This window comes from Burkholderia crassaminum, from assembly GCF_964265005.1.
Classification (GTDB): domain Bacteria; phylum Pseudomonadota; class Gammaproteobacteria; order Burkholderiales; family Burkholderiaceae; genus Burkholderia.
In genome coordinates this window covers 3,128,228-3,146,815 of record NZ_OZ183800.1, presented here as the reverse complement: position 1 = coordinate 3,146,815, position 18,588 = coordinate 3,128,228, and the positions used below count along the sequence as shown (strand labels likewise).

The window sequence follows — 18,588 nt, the reverse complement described above, 5'->3', positions numbered from 1 at the left end:
TCTCGTCGCTCAGGCCGGCGCGCGAGCCGGTCGAGCGGCTGCGCACTGCATCACGTTCCGGGCCGTGCGGGCCCGGAACGCATTCAACACAGGAGATTTGACCTTGAAGCTGCACACCTTCGTGACCGCCCTCACCGATCCGCGCGAGCGCGGCCGCCTGATCGGCGCGCGCTTCGCGCCGGAGATTCGCGAGACGGTCGCGCTTTACCTCGCGTTCTTCTCGAAGCTCGGCACCGAGCCGCAGCGTGCGCGGGAGATCGGCGAAGCGAGCCTGGCCGCGCTCGGGGCGTGGTGCCCGCGCCTCGCCGCCGAAGTCGAGGCGATCGCCGACGGCGTCGACCTGCCGCGCTGGCAGCTCGCGTGCCTGAACGCGCGCACCGAGATCCTCGCGACCGCGCCCGCATCGGCCGAAGGCGAGTGCTCGACGACCGTCTACGCGCCGGCCGGCCCGCACGCGCCGCGCACGCTGCAGACGTGGGACTGGCACGACAGCCTCGCGCCGCAGGGGCTGCTGACGCAGTTCGCGACGCCGCACGGCCGCACCGTCAAGCTGTTCTCCGAGTTCGGGATGCTGGCGAAGCTCGGCGTGAACAGCGCGGGGCTCGGGGTCCACTTCAACATCCTGCATCATGCGAGCGACAACGACAGCGCCGGCGTGCCCGTGCACGCGATCGCGCGGCGCCTGCTCGAAGATGCGACGACGGTGCAGGACGCGATCGAGCTCGCACGGTCCGCACGCGTGAGCGCGTCCACGGTGCTGACCGTGTTCACGCGGCATGACGCGAACCCGCGCGCGGCGAGCATCGAGCTGAGCCCGTCGGGTGTCGGGGTGGTCGTGCCGCGTCCGGACGGCTGGCTGCTGCATACGAACCACTTCCTCGATCGCGCGTTGAGCGGCGGCGAGTGCATGCCCGACAGCTCGACCACGCGCGAGCGGTTCGCGCACCTGAACGAGGTCGTGGCAGGCATGACGAGCGCCGACGTGCGCGAGCGCGCGGCGGCGATGTGCGGTGCGGCCGGCGACCAGGCCATTGTGTGTTTCCATCCGGACCTGTCGATGCCCGACACCGAGCGCTGGGAAACGCTGCTCACCGTCGGCATCGATACCGATGCGTGCGCGCTCGACTACGTGACCGGCAATCCTCACGATCTCGCGCGCGACGGGTTCATGCGGTTCTGACGCGGCACGCGGGCAGCGGCAAGGCCGGGCGGCACGCGCGTGCCGCCCTCGTGATGCTCATGCATCGATGCGTTCGACCTTGCCGACGAGCAACCCGTACGACAGGCTGCCCGCGAGCGCCATTGCGGCGATGTAGGTGATCGCGCGCGAGAAGTCCGCGCCGTTCACGAGCAGCCCGATCACGATCGGCGTCGCGATCGCGGACAGGTTGCCGATCAGGTTGAACACGCCGCCCGTGAGGCCGATCAGCCGCGCGGGCGCGAGCCCCGATACGAGCGACCACGTGATCGACGCGAAGCCGTTGCCGAAGAACGCAATCGTCATGAACGCGATCACCCAGCCGGTCGACGTGACGTAGTTCGCGCCGATGATGCAGGTCGAGATCAGCAGCCCCGAGATGATGGGCAGCTTGCGCGCGAAGCCCTGCGACGCGCCGCGACGCATCAGCCAGTCCGACAGCACGCCCGAGCACAGCACGCCGACGAACGCGGCGAGGAACGGCAGCGACGCGAGAAAGCCCGACTTGATGAAATCCATCCCGCGATACTTGACGAGATAGGTCGGGAACCATGTGAGGAAGAACCACAGCGTCGAGTTCAGCGCGAACTGGCCGAGATAGATGCCCCACAGCTTGCGCCGGCCGAGCACGACGCCGAGGTCGCGCCACGTCGACGGTGCGCGTTCGGTGCGCGCTGCGATACGGTCTTCGAGATCGACGAGGCCGCCGCCGTCGCGGATCAGCGCGATCTCGGCCGCGTTGACGCCGCGAAACGCGCGCGGCTCGCGATACACCGCATACCAGATCGCGGCCCATGCGATGCCGGCGAGGCCGGTCGCGACGAACACCATGTGCCAGCCGAGATGTACCTGCAGCCACGCGAGCACCGGCGTGAGGAATGCGAGGCCGACGAACTGGCCCGACGTGTAGCCGCCGATCGCGCTCGCGCGTTCGCGGGTCGGGAACCAGGTCGTCACCACGCGGTTGTTGATCGGGTAGGCCGGCGCTTCGAGCGCGCCCACAGCGAGACGCAGCACGATCAGTCCGACGAACGAACCGGCGAAGCCGAGCAGCAACGTCGCGGCCGACCACAGCGCGAGCGCACCTGCATACAGCACGCGCGGCGATACCTTGTCGACGAGCCAGCCGCCCGGCAATTGCATCAGCGCGTAGGTCCAGCCGAATGCCGAGAACACCAGGCCCGCGCGCACAGGATCGATGTTCAGTTCCTTGAACAAGGCGGGCGCGGCGATCGACAGGTTGCTGCGGTCGAGATAGTTGATCACGACCGTGACGAACAGCAGCGCGAGGATCAGCAGCCGCTTGCGGCTGGGTGGCGTTGCCTGCGCCGCGGCCGCACGGGCGGCGGAATCGGATGCGGTGCCGGCGTGTGCGTGTAACTGATCCGGCGGGTTGGCGTGGGTGCGCGACGCGGAATGGGCCACGGCTGTCTCCTGTGTTCTGTGCCCGGCCGTCACCCGCGAGTGGGGCGGCCGAATCGAATGGCGTTGGGGCGAACGTTAGAGCCGTGGCGGGAAGCGCGTCAACATTTGGACAGGTATCCCTATTGATGGGATGTGGCGCGTTCAATATGTGGGAAAGCGCGGCGCGCATCGTGAATCAGCCTGAAACGGGAGGCATATTTTTGAACCAGGCGCAAAGACACACTGGCTCAGCAGGCTATGCCAATCTCCGATCCGAAGAGCGACAGGAACGCGCTTTCCGCGCGTATCACTCGGGATGCGCGTCCTTTCGTGGATGCTGTCGTTACCACGGCGCGAGTTCGCCATTTCAGACGATTGCAATCCGTCTGTTTTTGTTAGCTATGCCTATAGATATCAGGGCGCAAGTCAATCAGACGAATCTGAAATTAGGAATTTGTCGTTTCCCGTCAACGGCTTGGCAATTGTTGACAGTCACCTTTCATTTGCTTCGATAAGCTTGCGTTCAATAAACCAACAAATGGACGCGAGCCGCGTCGGCGAGAATGAACAAGAATACGCATCGCTTGGTGTATTCCAGGCTTCGGGGGATGGTGGTCGCCGTCGCAGAGACGGCGACGGCCGAGGGGAAATCGGCAGCGGGTGAGGCGCGCGCGCGGAGGCGTTCATCGGCGTCCGGCACGCGCGCCGTTGCGGCGGGTGTCGCCGTGCTCGGCATGCTACCCATCCTGTCCGGTGCGCAGATCGTCCCGACGCCAGGTACCAGTACGCAGGTGATCCGGACGCCGAACGGCTTGCCTCAAGTCAACGTGGCGCGTCCGTCGAGCGCAGGCGTTTCGGTCAACACCTACAACCAGTTCGATGTACAGAAGGCTGGCGCGATCCTGAACAACTCGGCCACGATGGTTCAGACCCAGCAGGCGGGCTGGATCAACGGCAACCCGAATTACGGAGCCGGGCAGGCCGCGCGGATCATCGTCAATCAGGTCAACAGCCCGAACCCGTCCCAAATCCGGGGTACAGTCGAGATCGCAGGCGCCCGTGCGGAACTCGTCCTGGCTAACCCGTCCGGGATTTTTGTCGACGGCGGCGGCTTTCTCAATACCAGTCGCGCGACCCTGACAACCGGCGTGCCGTTCTATGATGCCGATGGGGCGCTTGCCGGCTACAACGTTAACCGCGGCCTCGTGACCGTCGCTGGCGCGGGCCTGAATGCAGCCAATATCGATCAGGTCGATCTGATTGCACGCGCGGTGCAGGTCAACGCGGCGGTCTATGCGAAGAATCTGAACGTGATCGCCGGCGCGAGCCAGGTCAACCACGACACGCTCGCCGCGACACCGCTCGCTGGCGACGGCCCCGCGCCGTCGGTCGCAATCGACGTGAGTCAGTTGGGCGGCATGTATAGCAATCGGATCTTCCTCGCCGCGAATGAGAACGGCGTGGGGGTGGCCAACGCCGGTACGATCGCGGCGCAGGCGGGCGATTTGACGCTGGAGTCGAACGGCCGGCTCGTGCTCACGGGCAAGACGACCGCGAGCGGCAACCTCGCGCTGTCGGCCGCAGGCGGCATCCAGAACAGCGGCACGACGTACGCGCAGCAATCACTGTCGGCCAGCACAAGCGCTGATCTCGCGAACAGCGGGACGCTCGCGGCTCAGCAGAATACGACAGTGCATGCCGGCAGCGTCAATTCGACCGGCACGCTCGGCGCGGGCGTGAACGACGACGGTTCGGTAGGCCATGGCGGCGATCTGAACTTGACGGCCTCGGGCCAGCTGAGCGCATCCGGCCAGAACGTAGCGGGCGGAAATGCGTCGCTGACCGGCGCCAACGTGAATCTTGCCGGCAGCCAGACGGCGGCAAACGGCAATCTCTCGCTGGACGCGACGACTGGCGACGTGAATCTCGCGAGCGCCACGACGAGCGCACAAGGTGCCGTTCAGGCGAATGCTTCCGGCACGGTGATCAACGATCATGGCAGCCTGTCGAGTGGCGGAGGCACGACGCTGACCGGCGGCGCCCTCTCGAACCAGAGCGGCAAGGTCTCGTCGCAGGGGCCGCTGTCGGTCGACGTAGCCGGCCAGATCGCTAACCAGTCCGGCGAACTGGTCTCCAAGGGCACGGCGGACATACATGGCGGCGTCATCGCGAACAACCAGGGCACCATCCAAAGCGCAGCCGGCATGACGATGGCCGGCGCGTCGCTGGATAACACGGCAGGACGGATCACCTCGCTCAACGGCGATGGCTTGTCGGTGACGACGAGCGGCCAATTGACCAACGCTGCGGGTGCGACAGCGAACGGTGCGCAAGGCGGTGTCATCGGCGGCAACGGCGATGTTTCGGTCCACGGCGCAAACGTTGTCAACCGCGGCGCGATCACTTCCAACACGAATCTCCACGTTGCGGGCCAGTCGGTCAACAACGGCGGTGGCACGCTGCAGGCTGCGCAGAACGTCGCGGTCGATGCCGGTGCACACCTGACGAACAGCGGCGGTTCCATCGTCGGCCGGACAGCAACGGTCAGCGCAACGACGCTCGACAACAGCGCCGGCACCGTGCAGGCCGGCCAGGTATCGTTGAATGCGACGGACCTCGTGAATCACGGCGGCACGATCACGCAGACCGGAACCGGCCCGATGGCCGTCAATGTGTCGCGCACGCTCGACAATTCCAATGGCGGCATGCTGCAAACCAACAGCACCGATCTGACGATCGCGCCGACGGCGATCGTCAACGACGGCGGCACGATCACACATGCCGGCAACGGCACACTGACGCTCGGAAGCGGTTCAGGCTCGGTGTTGAACGTGAGCGGTTCGATTGCGAGCAACGGACGCATCGTCGCGCAAGCCGGTGCGCTGAACAACACGTCGGGCTCGATCAACGCGCAGAACGGACTGACAGCAATCGTTGCCGGCACGCTGAACAATGCGAGCGGCAAGCTGTTGTCGAACACGGACGTGAGTGTCGCCAGCGGTACGCTGTCGAACGATGGCGGCCAGATCGGCGCGGGCACGAACGCGACAATCCACACAGGCGCGATGACGAACCAAGGCGGTTCGATCGTCGCGCCGAACCTGTCGGTCACGGCAGACTCGACGCTGGATAACAGCGGCGGCAAGCTCGAGACCAATCAGCTTGCGCTCACGGCCGCCAACCTCGTCAACCACGGCGGTGCGATCACGCAGTATGGGTCGTCAGCGATGGGCATGAATGTCAGCGGCACGCTCGACAACTCGGCCGGTGGTTTGATCCAGACCAACAGCACGGATCTGACGCTCAAGCCTGCCGAGCTGAACAACGCCGGCGGCACCATCACACATGCCGGCACGGGCACGCTGACGATCGCACCGGGTAATCCCCCAGGGGGACTTCCTTCGGGGCGTGGCGCCAGCGCGTTGAACAACGCATCAGGCACCATCGTGACGAAGGGGCAAGCCATCGTCAACGCGGCTTCCTGGAACAACGCAAGCGGTATCCTCGCCGCGCAGCGTGGCATCAACGCCACGATCGCGGGTGACGTCAACAACGCGCAGGGTTTGCTGCGATCGGACGCGTCGCTGTCATTGAAGAGCGGCGGCGCTTTGTCGAACCAAGGTGGCCACGTCCAGGCCGGGCAATCGGCTGCGGGCGACACCAGCACGCTCGACATTCAATCAGCCTCGATCGACAACGCGGACGGCGCGGTTGTCGACCTCGGTGCGGGCAAGATGACGGTGCAAGGCGGCAGCCAGATCGCGAACAGTCATGCTGGCGGTGTGTCGGGTATGGGTGCCATCACCGGTAACGGGGACGTGACGGTCAGCGCAGCGTCGATCAGCAACACGCAGGGCGGTCAGATCAGTGGTGCGTCGCTGCAAGTCCAGGGGAACTCGCTCGACAACAGTGGTGGCACCATCGGTAACGTCACGAATTCGAACGGCGACGTGAACGTCACGACGACTGGCGCGATCACGAACACGAACGGCCAGATCAGCTCGACGCACGACCTGTCGGTCGCAGCGGCCACGCTGCAAGGTGGTGGCACATACAGTGCGACGCATGACGCCAGCGTGAACCTGCAGGGCGATTACACGGCGGCATCCGGCACGCAGTTCAACGTCGGTCACGATCTCGCCTTCACGTTGCCCGGCACCTTTACGAACAACGCGAATCTGCAATCGGTCAACAACCTGAGCGTCAACGCGGGCAACATCCTCAACGCGGGCGCCTTGACGGCCGGCGGCTTGCTGCGCACGCAGTCGGCCGATTTGACCAATACGGGGGCGCTGGTCGGCGCCAGCGTATCGCTCAACGCGACGAATACGATCTCGAACCTTGGACCGACCGCGTTGATTGGCGGTTCAGACAGCAACGGTACGCTCGAGATACTCGCGCATGACATCGAGAACCGCGACGACACGACGGCCACCGATTCGATGGCGACGACGGCCATCTTCGGCATGGGCAAGGTCGTGCTGGCAGGTGGCAAGGACGCGAGCGGCAACTACACGAACTCGGCGTTGGTCAATAACGTGTCTGCGCTGATCCAGTCCGGCGGCGACATGGAATTGCATGCCGACAAGGTGACAAGCACGCGTCGCGTGATGAAGACTTCCACCAGCCAGATCGATCCGGCATCGCTTGCGCAGTTCGGCATTCCGATCAGCGGCCGCACGGGCCAGGTCGGCGTGAAGGATTCGGACAGCATCGGCGGCGTCTACACCGAGCCGCCTCATGGCGGTCAGTGGAACAGCACGTATCAGTTCACGACCTACTATGCGGACAGCGCGACGGCGACGACCGTAACGGACATCAGCCCGGCCGCCCAGATCGTGTCGGGCGGCAAGATCGATGCGTCGTCGGTCGGCACGCTGCAAAACTACTGGAGCAACATCGCGGCGGTCGGCGACATCAAGATGCCGGGGAACTACGATGCCGACGGCTGGACGGCGTCCGGTCAGAAACTGCCGGGCGTGTCGGTTTCCTACTCTGGGCAATATCACTACAACAATTACGATAATTCCGAATATGACTGGAAGCTGCCGTTCGGCAATGCGCCGTTTGTCGGCTCTCGGCCAGGTGGCTACACGCAGGCGGCGCCAGCATCGATCAAAGACTACAAGCTGCCGCGTTACGATTCGACGTTGAATTCGAACGGCACGATTTCGGGCACGGGAGTGAGTGTCAACAACACGGCTGGCAACGCATCGATTCCGTCGCTCGGCTTGCTGCCGGGACAGTCGGTGCCGGGTCTCACGCCCACCAATCTGAGTGGGAACGCGAGCGGTTCGAAATCTGGGGCGTCGTCCGTGCACGGTGGTGCGCCCGCGCCGGTCGACCCGATCATTGCCAGCGCGACTGCACTGAACGTGTTGAACAACCTGACGATTCCGCAGGGCGGATTGTTCAAGCCGACCACCGCGCCGAACGCGAGCTACGTGATCGAGACGAATCCGGCGTTCACGAATCAGAAGAATTTCATTTCGAGCGACTACTTCTTCAGTCAGATCGGCGTCGATCTTACGCACATCCCGAAGCGTCTCGGCGACGGTTTCTACGAACAGCAGCTCGTGCGCAACGAAGTCACGTCGTTGACCGGCAAGGCTGTGCTCGGGCCGTACGCCGACCTGGAGACGATGTATCAGTCGCTGATGGCGGCTGGCGCCGACCTGTCGAAGTCGCTTAATCTGCCGATCGGCGCGAGCCTGTCGGCCGATCAGGTATCGAAGCTGACCAGCAACGTGATCATGATGGAAACGCGGGTGGTCGACGGTCAGTCGGTGCTGGTGCCTGTCGTCTATCTTGCGAAGGCCAGCCAGCAAAACATCGACGGGCCGTTGATCAGCGCGACGAACATTGATTTCCAGAACGCGCAGTCATTCACGAATAGCGGCACGATCAAGGCGGACGACACACTCGCGATCCAGGGCAAGCAGATCGACAACGCATTCGGCGCGCTGCAAAGCGGCGGGCTGATGGCGCTGAAGACCGAGAACAACATCGACCTGACGTCGGCGAATGTGAAGGCCGGCAGCCTTCAGCTTGATGCCGGCAAGGACCTGATTCTCGATACGGCGACGAAGGCGAATACGCGCGTGAGTCGGGACGGCGCGACGAGCGTGGTGACGACACTCGGGCCGACCGCCAAGCTGGAGGTCGCGGGTGACGCGTCGATCGTCACCGGCGGCAACTTCCAGCAGAACGCGGGCAATCTGTCGGTCGGCGGCAACCTCGGCATGAGCGTCGGCGGCAACTGGGATCTCGGTGCGGTGCAGACCGGCGAGCACAAGATCGTGCAGCGGGCGAACGGCGTATCGAACACCGACATCAACAAGGTGGTCGGCGGCTCGGTGACGGTCGGTGGGCAGTCGAATGTCGTCGTGGGTGGTGATCTGACGGCGAAGGGCGCGCAGATCGACCTCGGACAAGGTGGGACGCTTGCCGCCAAGGGCAACGTGACGCTCGGCGCGGCGAGCGCAACGTCGACGGTGAACAGCAATAGTTCCGGTAGCGATAGCCATGGCAGCTACGCGGAAACGCTGCACACGTCGGATCAGGCGCTGACGGGCACGACGCTCAACGGCGGTGACACGGTCAATATCGTGTCGGGCAAGGACATTACGCTCTCCGGCAGCGCGATCAGTCTCGTCAAGGGCAACGCGAACCTGCTGGCGGCCGGCGATGTGAATATCGGAGCAGCAACCGAGACACACGAGCTGAATTCGCACGAAACGCATAGCCATAGCAACGTGGTGAGCGGTGCGAAGATCGCGAGCGGGATCGACCAGACCATGACGTTGAATCAGGGCAGTCTGGTGTCAGCGGATGGTGTGAACATCGTCAGCGGGAAGGACGTCAATGTTCAGGGCAGCACCATCGTCGGAACGAACGATGTCGCGCTCACTGCGGCACGCAACGTGACGGTTACGACGTCGCAGGATACCTTGCAGTCGTCGAGCTACTACGACAAGAAGGAATCGGGGCTGATGTCGGGCGGAGGCCTGTCGGTGTCGGTTGGCAGCAGTTCGCTGAAGACGACCAGTCAGTCGACCGAGGTGTCGAACAACGGCAGTACGATCGGCTCGCTGAAGGGCAACGTCAGCGTTACTGCTGGAAACGACTTGCACGTGACGGGAAGCGACCTGATCGCAGCGAAGAATCTTAGCGGTACGGGCGCGAACGTGACGATCGACTCGGCACGGGACACGAGCTATCGCGCGGAGACGCAGGAAGTGTCGAAGAGCGGCCTGACGCTGGCGCTGAAGGCGCCGGTGATCGACGCGGTGTCGAATGCCGTGGGTCAATCGCGTGCGACCGGCAATAGCCAGGACAGTCGCGCGGCAGCGTTGCACGGAATGGCGGCGGCGAGCGCTGCGTGGGATGCGAACATGGTTGCTGGCGATCTGGTCAGGACGCTGGGAGCGGGTGAGACACCGCAGTTCAAGGTTGAGGTCAGCGTCGGCAGCAGTCACAGCAAGAGCGCATTTAGCGAGAACAGCGTGACGAATCGCGGCTCGAACGTGAATGCAGGCGGGGCCGTAGCGTTTGCGGCAACGGGGAACGGGCAGCCAGGAAGCGGCAATGTGACGATCGCAGGCTCGAACGTGAACGCAAACGATGTGATATTGGCCGCGAAGAATCAGGTCAATATCATCAATACGACGGATACCGATTCGACGCGCAGCACGAACGAGTCGAAGAGCGCGAGTGTGGGCGTGTCGGTCGGCACGGGAGGCTTTGGCGTTTCGGCGGCAATGTCGAAGGCCAATGGCGACGGCAACAGCGATCTGGCCACGCAGAACAACAGCCATGTAAACGCAACAAACGGCGTGACGATCATCTCGGGTGGCGATACGAACATCATCGGCTCGAACGTGAAGGGCAATCAGGTGAATGCCGATGTGGGCGGGAATCTGAACATCGTCAGTGTGCAGGATGCGCTGACGAGCGCGGCGCATCAGTCGAGTTCGGGCGGTGGCTTCAGCATCAGTCAGGGCGGCGCCAGTGCGAGCTTCAGCCAAAGCAAGGGCAACGCGTCGGGCAGCTATGCGGGCGTCAATGAACAGGCAGGGATTCACGCGGGCGACGGCGGATTCAATATCAACGTCACTGGCAATACCGATCTGAAAGGCGGACTGATTGCGAGCGACGCGGATGCGTCGAAGAACGCGCTGACGACGGGTTCGCTCTCTTTCTCGGACATCCAGAACCAGTCGCACTACGATGCAAGTTCAAGCGGTTTCAGCGCGGGTGCGACGATTGGCGACGGCGGGATGAACTACAGCACGCACGGTAGCACGTCGGGCAAGAATGCCGGTGGCGCCGCGCCCATGCTCGGACAGAACGACAGCGGCAGTGATAGCGCGACGACGAAGAGCGGCGTAAGCGCGGGTGCGGTCACGATTACGGATTCGGCGAACCAGAAGCAGGATGTGGCGAGCTTGAACCGCGATACGACGAACACGAACGGCACGGTTGCCAAACTTCCCGACATGCAGAATCTCTTGAGCAATCAAGCGGACATGATGGCGGCGGCCAGCGCGGCTGGTGAAGCCGTGTCGCGCCGGATCGGGGACTACGCGGACGAGATGAAACGGCAAGCCGAGAAGAATGGTGACCAGGCAGGTGTCGACGCGTGGAAGGAAGGCGGAGCGAATCGCGCACTGATGCAAGGCGCGGGCGCGGCATTGGTGACGGGACTGGCAGGCGGCAACGCAGTAGGTGGCGCAGCCGGCGCGGCGATTGCATCGATCGCGTCCGGCAAGCTGAACGAACTGAGCAGCGCAATTGCAGGCAGCGATCCGACCGGCAACGCCAATATGAATCAGGCGCTGGGTAATATCGTGGCGAACGCACTTGCGACGGGGGCTGGAGCGGCAGTGGGCGGGGAATCGGGAGCGTTCTCGGGTTACAACGTTGACCGGTTCAATCGGCAGTTGCATCCGGACGAAAAGAAGGCTATCCAAGATAAGGCAAACGGCGACAAAGACGAGGAAAAGCGTCTTACGCGTGCCGCGTGTTATGCCGTGAAATGCTGGGCGGAATATCCCGCTGGCAGCGATGAACGAACAAAGAATTTTGTAAGCGAAGTTGAGGTGGCATCACTCACAAAGGAACTCGACTGGGTGAACCAACAGAAGAGTTCTGGTCTGTTTGAATATACTTTCCTGCAGAAAAGCGGCGACGCCATCAAGAACGACCCGGTGGGTGTGGCAAAAGATGCGACTAAAATCGCCCTTGGGGGAATGACGGCGAAAACTGGAGCGGCACTGTGTACAACTGGTATCGGATGTGTTGCCGGTGGCTGGATGACCACCTTCGGGCTGAGTGAGGTCTTGGAAGGCGGTAGTGGATTCTATAATCGCTATAATGGAATTAACGCGCCCGGAGACAATCCGCTGCGATGGGGATTTAATCAGATTCTCCCATCTGGATGGGGCAATGTTGCCTACGATGGATTGAATTTTGGCGCAGCAATTCTTACCTTGCGCGCACCCGTGCCTCTCAATATGGGCGTGGCTGATGGCTTGAATCGACCTGTATCAATGTTCGGAGCCACTGTGCCTAAGATTGATAATGTAAATTTGCTTCCGTTCATTAAGCAGCCGTGGCCATATGGGACGACTCAAGGATTCTTATTGTTCGGAGTCGGCACGAAAGGATTCACGTTGTTTAACGACGTTAAAAATACCGGAGGACACCAGTGAATTGGCGACGAGTATATGCAACATTTCAAATCTGGTTTGTTGTATCGCTTGCATCCGCGTTTGTGGCCGGTTGCAACACGGTCGTAGTGGTTGGGATTTGTAGATTGGCGTTGAAGTTAAGTGACGATGTGTCGGTATTTTGGATTGGAATTCCAGTGTTTTTGATTCAATTGCCGATATTTTTCAGGTATCTACAGAAGCCACTTCGAACTGCCGGGATGTTGAGCGATAACCCAGAAAGATTTGGGCCATGGTTTAAGTGACGGCATTTTTTGTCATGCCAGGAGTTGGGGGGCGCCCAATCGGCCAACCCGACTCCGGCGCTATGTGGAGAACAGTTCAACTGGCAGTTGCTTGTTGAAATTCCGATAAGCACACGACGTAGTCAATATTCACAATCACACGTCTAAAGATACATGAGAACTATTCGCCGGGGGAATTCTGCTGCGACAGCACTGCTGGTTGTCGTGTCCAGTGCGTCGGCACAGGAAGCTCCCCGCCTGGTCATTCCGGGCAACGACCAGCAAACACGACAGCAGGAAGAGGCGCGCGAGCGCGAACGGGCAGTCTCCGCACCCGGGGTGCGGTCGGAAGTGGTGGCGAGTGCTGAGTATCCAACGCTGCCTTCGGAGACGCCCTGCTTTCGGATCGAGCGTCTCATACTCGACGTACCCGATGCGCTGCCCGCTTCCCTTAAATCGCAAGGCGCATCGGCATTGCCGATGGATCGCTTCGCATTCGCGCGTGAATGGCTTGGGCACTATTCGGGCCAGTGCGTAGGCAAACAAGGGCTCGACATGCTCGTCAAGGGCCTGTCGCAAGCCATCCTGGCGCGCGGTTATGTCACGACGCGCGTGTTGCTGCCCGAACAGGATCTGTCGACTGGCACCCTCAAGTTTTCGCTGATCCCCGGCGTAATCCGCCATGTGCGTTTTGCCGACGAGAAGCTCCGCGGCACTTGGAAAACTGCCTTTCCGACTCGCGACGGCGAACTGCTGAACCTGCGTGACCTCGAGCAGGGTCTTGAGCAGATGAAGCGCGTGACGAGTCAGGACGTATCGATGCAGATCGTGCCGGCCGACGTGCCCGGCGAAAGCGACGTGGTGCTCGACGTGAAGCGCGGCAAACCGTGGACGGTCGTCGCTTCGATCGACAACTCGGGCACGCGCGCGACGGGCCGCCTTCAGGGCAACCTGTCCATCGGTATCGACAATCCCCTTGGCCTGAACGATATCTTCAACATCGGCGTGAGCCAGGATCTCGAATTTGGAGACAAGCGGCTCGGCTCGCACGGCTGGAACGGCTTCTATTCGATCCCGTGGGGCTACTGGACCGCGACGCTGTCTGCGTACACAAACACGTACTACCAGCAGATCGCCGGCGTGAATCAAACGTTCATCGCGAGCGGCAATTCGAAGACGGTCGATTTCAAGCTGAACCGCGTGCTGTCGCGTAGCCAGAACGACGCGTTCGGTGCGCAGTTCCGATTGTCGCGTCGGTTTGGCCAGAGCTTTATCGAAGACACCGAGATTCCTCAGCAGCGTCGCAACAACACGTTCGTTGAATTCGGACTGACTGATCGCCACTACTTTGGCAACGCGCAATTCGACGGCACGCTCGCATACCGGCAGGGGATCGGCGCGTTCGGCGCGCAGGACGACACCCTGTCGGCCGACGGCGGCCCGACCTACCGCTACAAGATGGCCGTGCTCGACGCGAATCTGTCGGTGCCGTTCGCAATCGCGCAGCAGCCGTTCCGCTACGTGACGACGTTCCACGGTCAGTACACGGGCAATACGCTGTACTACATCGACGACCTGACGATCGGCAGCCGTTACACGGTGCGCGGATTCGACGGGGAGACCATGCTGGCCGCCTCCCGTGGCTTCTATTGGCGCAACGAGTTGCAGGCACCTATCGGCCAAACCGGGCAGGCAGTATATGCCGGCATCGACTACGGCCGCGTGTGGGGCCCGCAGCCGATCACCCTCGTCGGCACGCAACTGGCGGGCGCCGTGATCGGCCTGAAGGGCAGTGTCGCGACCCGATTCGGAGCCTATGGTTACGACCTGTTTGCCGGCACACCGATCTACAAGCCGTCCGGGTTCCCGACGGCGCGAGTAACGGTTGGTTTTCAGGTCACGGCTCAGTTCTGATGGAGAGGCGCGATTCGATACTCGGCCCGCTGTCGTCGGAGATGATGTCGGCGAGGATCGGGAACTGACGGCCTTTCTGACGTCGCAGATCGCCGCGTTGTTGCCGGAGAGCCACGAGCCGCGGTCCCGATGTCCACGTTGCGGCAGCAGACATATCACGACGCGGGATTCAGAACACGCCCGATCGGCCGATTGCCGATGTTCGAATGCCAGGCGTGCCAGCGCTGTTTCGGCCGCACCGTCGACACGCCGCTGGGCGGAAAGCGCATCAAAAACTCGACCTGTTCGTGTGCCTGCTGTCGCGACCGACCTATCGGAGTCCTTGAGCTGCTTTAGCTGAAGAGCAAGGAAAGGGTTCCCGCTGGGTAAAACAAATTGCCCCTTGTCAGTCGCCCATCGCCTCCTTCGCACTAACCCAGCCCTGCACCACGCCCGCGTGCGGGTTGCGATACCGCACCTTCAGCCATTGGAAATCGGCGCTCGCGTCGATCACCTCCACCGTGTCGCCCGCGACGACGTAGCGGCGCGTGGGTGCGTCGGTCATCGCGTCGTGCAGCGGCAGGCGCGCCGGGCGCACCTTGAACGTGACGGTGCCGCCGCCGTAGGCGTCGGGGCGGCGCGACACGCGCTTGCCTTGTGCGTCGTAGATCAGCAGCATCGACGACGGGCCGTTGTCCGCGTCGAGCAGGTCGCGCAAGTCGTCCGGTATCGCTTCGCTGGATTGGTACAGGTACATCTTGCCGCCGGCATCGAAGCGATATGCATCGGTGTACCAGATCGGGCCGCCGCGGCACGAGCTGTACAGCGTGCGCTCCTTCGGCTTCGCCACCACATTGACCAGGTCGTCGCAATTGCCGTGTGGCATGTTGCTCGCCGGCATCCGCAGCGGCTCGAACTGCTGGCGCGCGGCGTTGTACAGGTAGATGCCGTAGCTGTCGTTGACCATGCCGAGCGTCGCGTGCATCGCGAGATCGCGGTGGCCGTCGAAGTTGTAGTCGTCCGACGCGAGGTGATAGTGGCCTTCCTCGTCGGCGGCGGTCACGTCGAGCGTTTGCGTCTTGCCGCTCGGCAGGAAGCGCACGGTGATGTGCTCGCTATCCGCCCGTTCGACGCGGGCCGTGACGGTGTCGTCGACCTTGAACGTGAGCAGCGGTTTGGCCGCGTGCGCGGCGGGCGCGAGCGATGCGCAGGCGACGAGCAGCATGGAGCCGTGGAGCCGCGCACGGAGTCGCGAGGGGCGCGTCATGGTCGGATCAGGCATGAAGGGCGTGGTGAGGATGGAAGCGGCCGGCCCCGGCTTCCGTTTGCCGCCAATGTACCGGCATCCGGTTTTTTTCGCGAGCGGCACTGACTTGGCTGGACGTTGCCGGGTAGTAGCGATACCGGTACCTTTGCCCGCCTTGTTCGGGATCGGCGCGATTGCAAGAATGTCCGTTCCATTCCTGTTTGCTGGTGAGGTTGACGATGACGACATTCAAGCCCGGTTTCGCCCTTTGCGTTGCGATGCTCGCTGTCGGTACGGCACGAGCGGGCGATTTCTCGATCGAAAGCGCGGAGCTCGCTGGCGGAGCGTTTGATCACGCACAGGTATCGGACAGCTTCGGCTGCCACGGTCAAAATATTTCGCCATCCATACAGTGGAGCGGTGCCCCGGAGGGAACGCAAAGCTACCTGCTGACGATGTTCGATGCCGACGCACCGACGGGTTCCGGATTCTGGCACTGGGTTGTCGCCGATATCCCGGCGTCGGCGCATGGCATCGCGCCCGGTTCGGGCAATGACGTTGCCGGACTGCCGCCGGGTGCCGTCCCGATGAAGAACGACACCGGCCGTGCCGGCTATCTTGGCCCGTGCCCGCCGCAGGGCGAGACACATCGCTACGTCATTGCGCTGACCGCGCTCAAGGTGGCGAAGCTGCCGGTCGAGCGTGACGCGACGCCGGCGGTCGTCGGCTTCACCGCTCACTACCAGGCCATCGCGAAGGCGACGATGACCGTGCGACTGAGCCGTTAGCCGCGCGTGCTGTCGTCCTGAAAACCGTTCTTGCCGACGAAGATCTCCTTCAACGCGGCGCGCAGCGCGACCGGATCGTACTGGCCGGGTGCGAGATGGATCACGTAGCGCGTCTGGCCATCGAGACGCGTGGCGATGCCGGGCTCGAGTTCGACGTCGATCGTGTCGTCCGTCAGTCGCACCGACAGATCCTTGACGCGCCAGTTGATCTGGTCGCGCACCATCACTTCGATCAGCGCGTCGTCCGGAAAGCGCGACAGCGCGAAGCAGTAGTCCTGCTCGGCGTCGTGACAGTAGATGTTGGCGAAGCTTTCGTCGTCGTCGAGATCGGACGTCGCCGCGCCGACGGTAGCGTGAAGTTCCATGAACGTAGGTTCCCGCGTAAGGGTTGTATGGGGTTATCGGGTGGAATGGAGGGCCGTTTCGATCGCGGCTGCCGCGCCGGGTGTCATGCCGGTATCGCACGACGCATCGGCATCGCGCGCCTTCAGCCACAGCCCGAATTCGCGCATGACCTCGACGACGGGCCGCAGCCGGTCGCCGTCGGCGGTCAGGTCGTACTCGACCCGCACCGGCACTTCCGGATAGACGGTGCGCCGCACGAGCCCCGCGTCTTCGAGCGCGCGCAGGTCGAGCGTCAGCATCCGTTGCGAGATGCCGGGCATGTCGCGGCGCAGGTCGCTGAAGCGTCGCGGCCCGTCGAGCAGATACGACACCAACAGCAGCCGCCAGCGGCCGCCGAGCAGGCGCATCGCTTCTTCAACGGAACATCCGGTCGCACTCGTTTTCATCGTGCTGAATCCTGGTCGGTAAATTTTTTGTGACTACGGCACAAACGACTGCCGTCTTCCCAGCCCTGCGCCGATGCGAGATATTAGCGCCCGCGTCGCGGCGAATCGATACATGGACAACCCACGAAGGAAACGCATGAAGCTCTATCACGCTCCCGGAAGCTGTTCGCAGGCGATCTGCATCGTGCTGCGCGAAGGCGGCATCGACGCGGAGGTCATCAAGGTCGACGCGCGCAAACACGTCATTGAAGACGGGCGCAATTACTACGATGTGACCGAACTCGGCTACGTGCCGCTGCTCGAACTCGACGACGGCACGCTGCTGCGCGAAGGCCCGGTGATCGCGCAGTATCTCGCGGATCTGTGCCCGGAAGCCGCGCTTGCGCCTGTATATGGCACGCTCGCCCGCTATCGGCTGATGGAATGGCTGAATTTTCTCACGGCGGAAATCCACAAGGGTTTCATTCCGCTGCTGTACGCGGTGCAGGCGGGGAAATACGTCGATCCGGCGAGAACGAAACTCGACAGCCGTTTTGCATGGATCGACCGTCAGCTCGACGGCAACGCGTTCTTGACGGGCGACACGTTCACGGTCGCCGATGCGTACCTGTTCGCGCTGACGGGGTGGGGCAAGGCCGACTGGATGCGGTCGGTGTACAACGCGGATATCGACCTGAGCGGGTACGAACACCTGCGGGCGTGGTACGAGCGGGTTCGGGCGCGGCCGGCGGTGCGGGCCGTGCTGGAGGCTGACGCGTTGGCGCGGTAGCGCGGTAGCGTGCGGCGGAGGCCGCGGCTACGGCTACGGCTACGGCTACGGCACGTCGTTCCGCCATATCGACGTGCCGCCACGCAGCAAAACCTCGCGCTATAATCGCCGCCATGAAATTCCTCCGGACCATCATCCTGCTGCTGCTTTGCGCGGTGCTGCCCATCAGCGGGCTGGCAGCCAGCGGGCTGACCGGGGAATGTCCGATGCAGCACACGATGTCGATGGAAGCGGACACGGGCATGAACATGGCCATGTCTGCCGACATGAGCGATTGCGATTCGATGAAGTCGTCATCCGCCGGCACCACGAAGGCCAAAGCGAAGGGCATGGCCTGCAAGGTGACGGCCCAATGCCAGTTCGGCAGTCTCTATCATCCGGCCTCTCGCGCCGAAGTCAGTCGCCCCGCTGCATTCGCCAGCACCGTCGCCTTCCACTACGCGCAAATCCTCCCGGTCCGCGACCCGAACGGGTTGTGGCGCCCTCCACGCATCAGCTGATCCCGATCCGATAGGTTCGCCGCATTCGCGGTGAGGTTCGTCCT

At 62.9% G+C, this 18,588-nt stretch carries 10 protein-coding genes and 1 pseudogene; 7 read left to right on the top strand and 4 right to left on the bottom strand.

Going from position 1 to position 18,588, the window contains the following annotated elements; translation table 11 throughout:
* The first annotated feature begins 103 nt into the window (after positions 1–103).
* Positions 104–1,180 carry a C45 family autoproteolytic acyltransferase/hydolase gene (locus tag ACPTTF_RS31130; protein WP_423369526.1) on the top strand — a complete coding sequence of 359 codons (1,077 nt, stop codon included), beginning with the start codon at positions 104–106 and terminating at the stop codon, positions 1,178–1,180.
* A 57-nt stretch (positions 1,181–1,237) separates the two neighbouring features.
* Here ACPTTF_RS31130 and ACPTTF_RS31125 read toward each other — a convergent pair whose 3' ends face one another.
* Positions 1,238–2,623, bottom strand: a complete 1,386-nt coding sequence (locus ACPTTF_RS31125) for an MFS transporter (protein ID WP_423369525.1) — start codon at positions 2,621–2,623, stop codon at positions 1,238–1,240.
* Positions 2,624–3,165: 542 nt separating this feature from the next.
* Between ACPTTF_RS31125 and ACPTTF_RS31120 the strand changes: the two genes are divergently transcribed.
* From ACPTTF_RS31120 to ACPTTF_RS31110, 3 genes and pseudogenes are all read left to right on the top strand, one after another.
* Positions 3,166–12,315 (top strand): hemagglutinin repeat-containing protein, encoded by a 9,150-nt coding sequence (locus tag ACPTTF_RS31120; protein WP_423369524.1) that lies wholly within the window; start codon positions 3,166–3,168, stop codon positions 12,313–12,315.
* Positions 12,316–12,731: 416 nt separating this feature from the next.
* On the top strand, positions 12,732–14,471 hold the full coding sequence (locus ACPTTF_RS31115; protein ID WP_423369523.1) for a ShlB/FhaC/HecB family hemolysin secretion/activation protein: 1,740 nt from the start codon (positions 12,732–12,734) through the stop codon (positions 14,469–14,471).
* Positions 14,443–14,779, top strand: a pseudogene (locus ACPTTF_RS31110) (hypothetical protein); the annotation flags it as partial. The gene ACPTTF_RS31115 and the pseudogene ACPTTF_RS31110, both read left to right, overlap by 29 nt.
* Positions 14,780–14,856: 77 nt before the next feature.
* Here the strand turns inward: ACPTTF_RS31110 and ACPTTF_RS31105 are convergent.
* Complete coding sequence (locus ACPTTF_RS31105; protein ID WP_423369522.1) at positions 14,857–15,717, bottom strand: XAC2610-related protein; 861 nt, start codon at positions 15,715–15,717, stop codon at positions 14,857–14,859.
* A 218-nt stretch (positions 15,718–15,935) separates the two neighbouring features.
* On the opposite strand from ACPTTF_RS31105, the gene ACPTTF_RS31100 reads away from it, so the two are divergent.
* Positions 15,936–16,484, top strand: a complete 549-nt coding sequence (locus ACPTTF_RS31100) for a YbhB/YbcL family Raf kinase inhibitor-like protein (RefSeq protein ID WP_423369521.1) — start codon at positions 15,936–15,938, stop codon at positions 16,482–16,484.
* Here ACPTTF_RS31100 and ACPTTF_RS31095 read toward each other — a convergent pair.
* The gene (locus ACPTTF_RS31095) at positions 16,481–16,849 is read right to left on the bottom strand and encodes a hypothetical protein (RefSeq protein WP_423369520.1); all 369 of its coding nucleotides are present in this window, start codon (positions 16,847–16,849) and stop codon (positions 16,481–16,483) included. The two genes, ACPTTF_RS31100 and ACPTTF_RS31095, sit on opposite strands and share 4 nt — an antisense overlap.
* 33 nt (positions 16,850–16,882) lie before the next feature.
* Positions 16,883–17,275 carry a winged helix-turn-helix transcriptional regulator gene (locus tag ACPTTF_RS31090; protein ID WP_423369519.1) on the bottom strand — a complete coding sequence of 131 codons (393 nt, stop codon included), beginning with the start codon at positions 17,273–17,275 and terminating at the stop codon, positions 16,883–16,885.
* Between the two features lie 136 nt (positions 17,276–17,411).
* Between ACPTTF_RS31090 and ACPTTF_RS31085 the strand changes: the two genes are divergently transcribed.
* Both ACPTTF_RS31085 and ACPTTF_RS31080 read left to right on the top strand, forming a co-directional pair.
* A complete protein-coding gene (locus ACPTTF_RS31085) occupies positions 17,412–18,044 on the top strand; it encodes a glutathione binding-like protein (RefSeq protein ID WP_423369518.1) in 633 nt (210 codons plus the stop codon).
* Positions 18,045–18,157: 113 nt separating this feature from the next.
* On the top strand, positions 18,158–18,544 hold the full coding sequence (locus ACPTTF_RS31080) for a hypothetical protein (RefSeq protein ID WP_423369517.1): 387 nt from the start codon (positions 18,158–18,160) through the stop codon (positions 18,542–18,544).
* Positions 18,545–18,588: the final 44 nt, after the last annotated feature.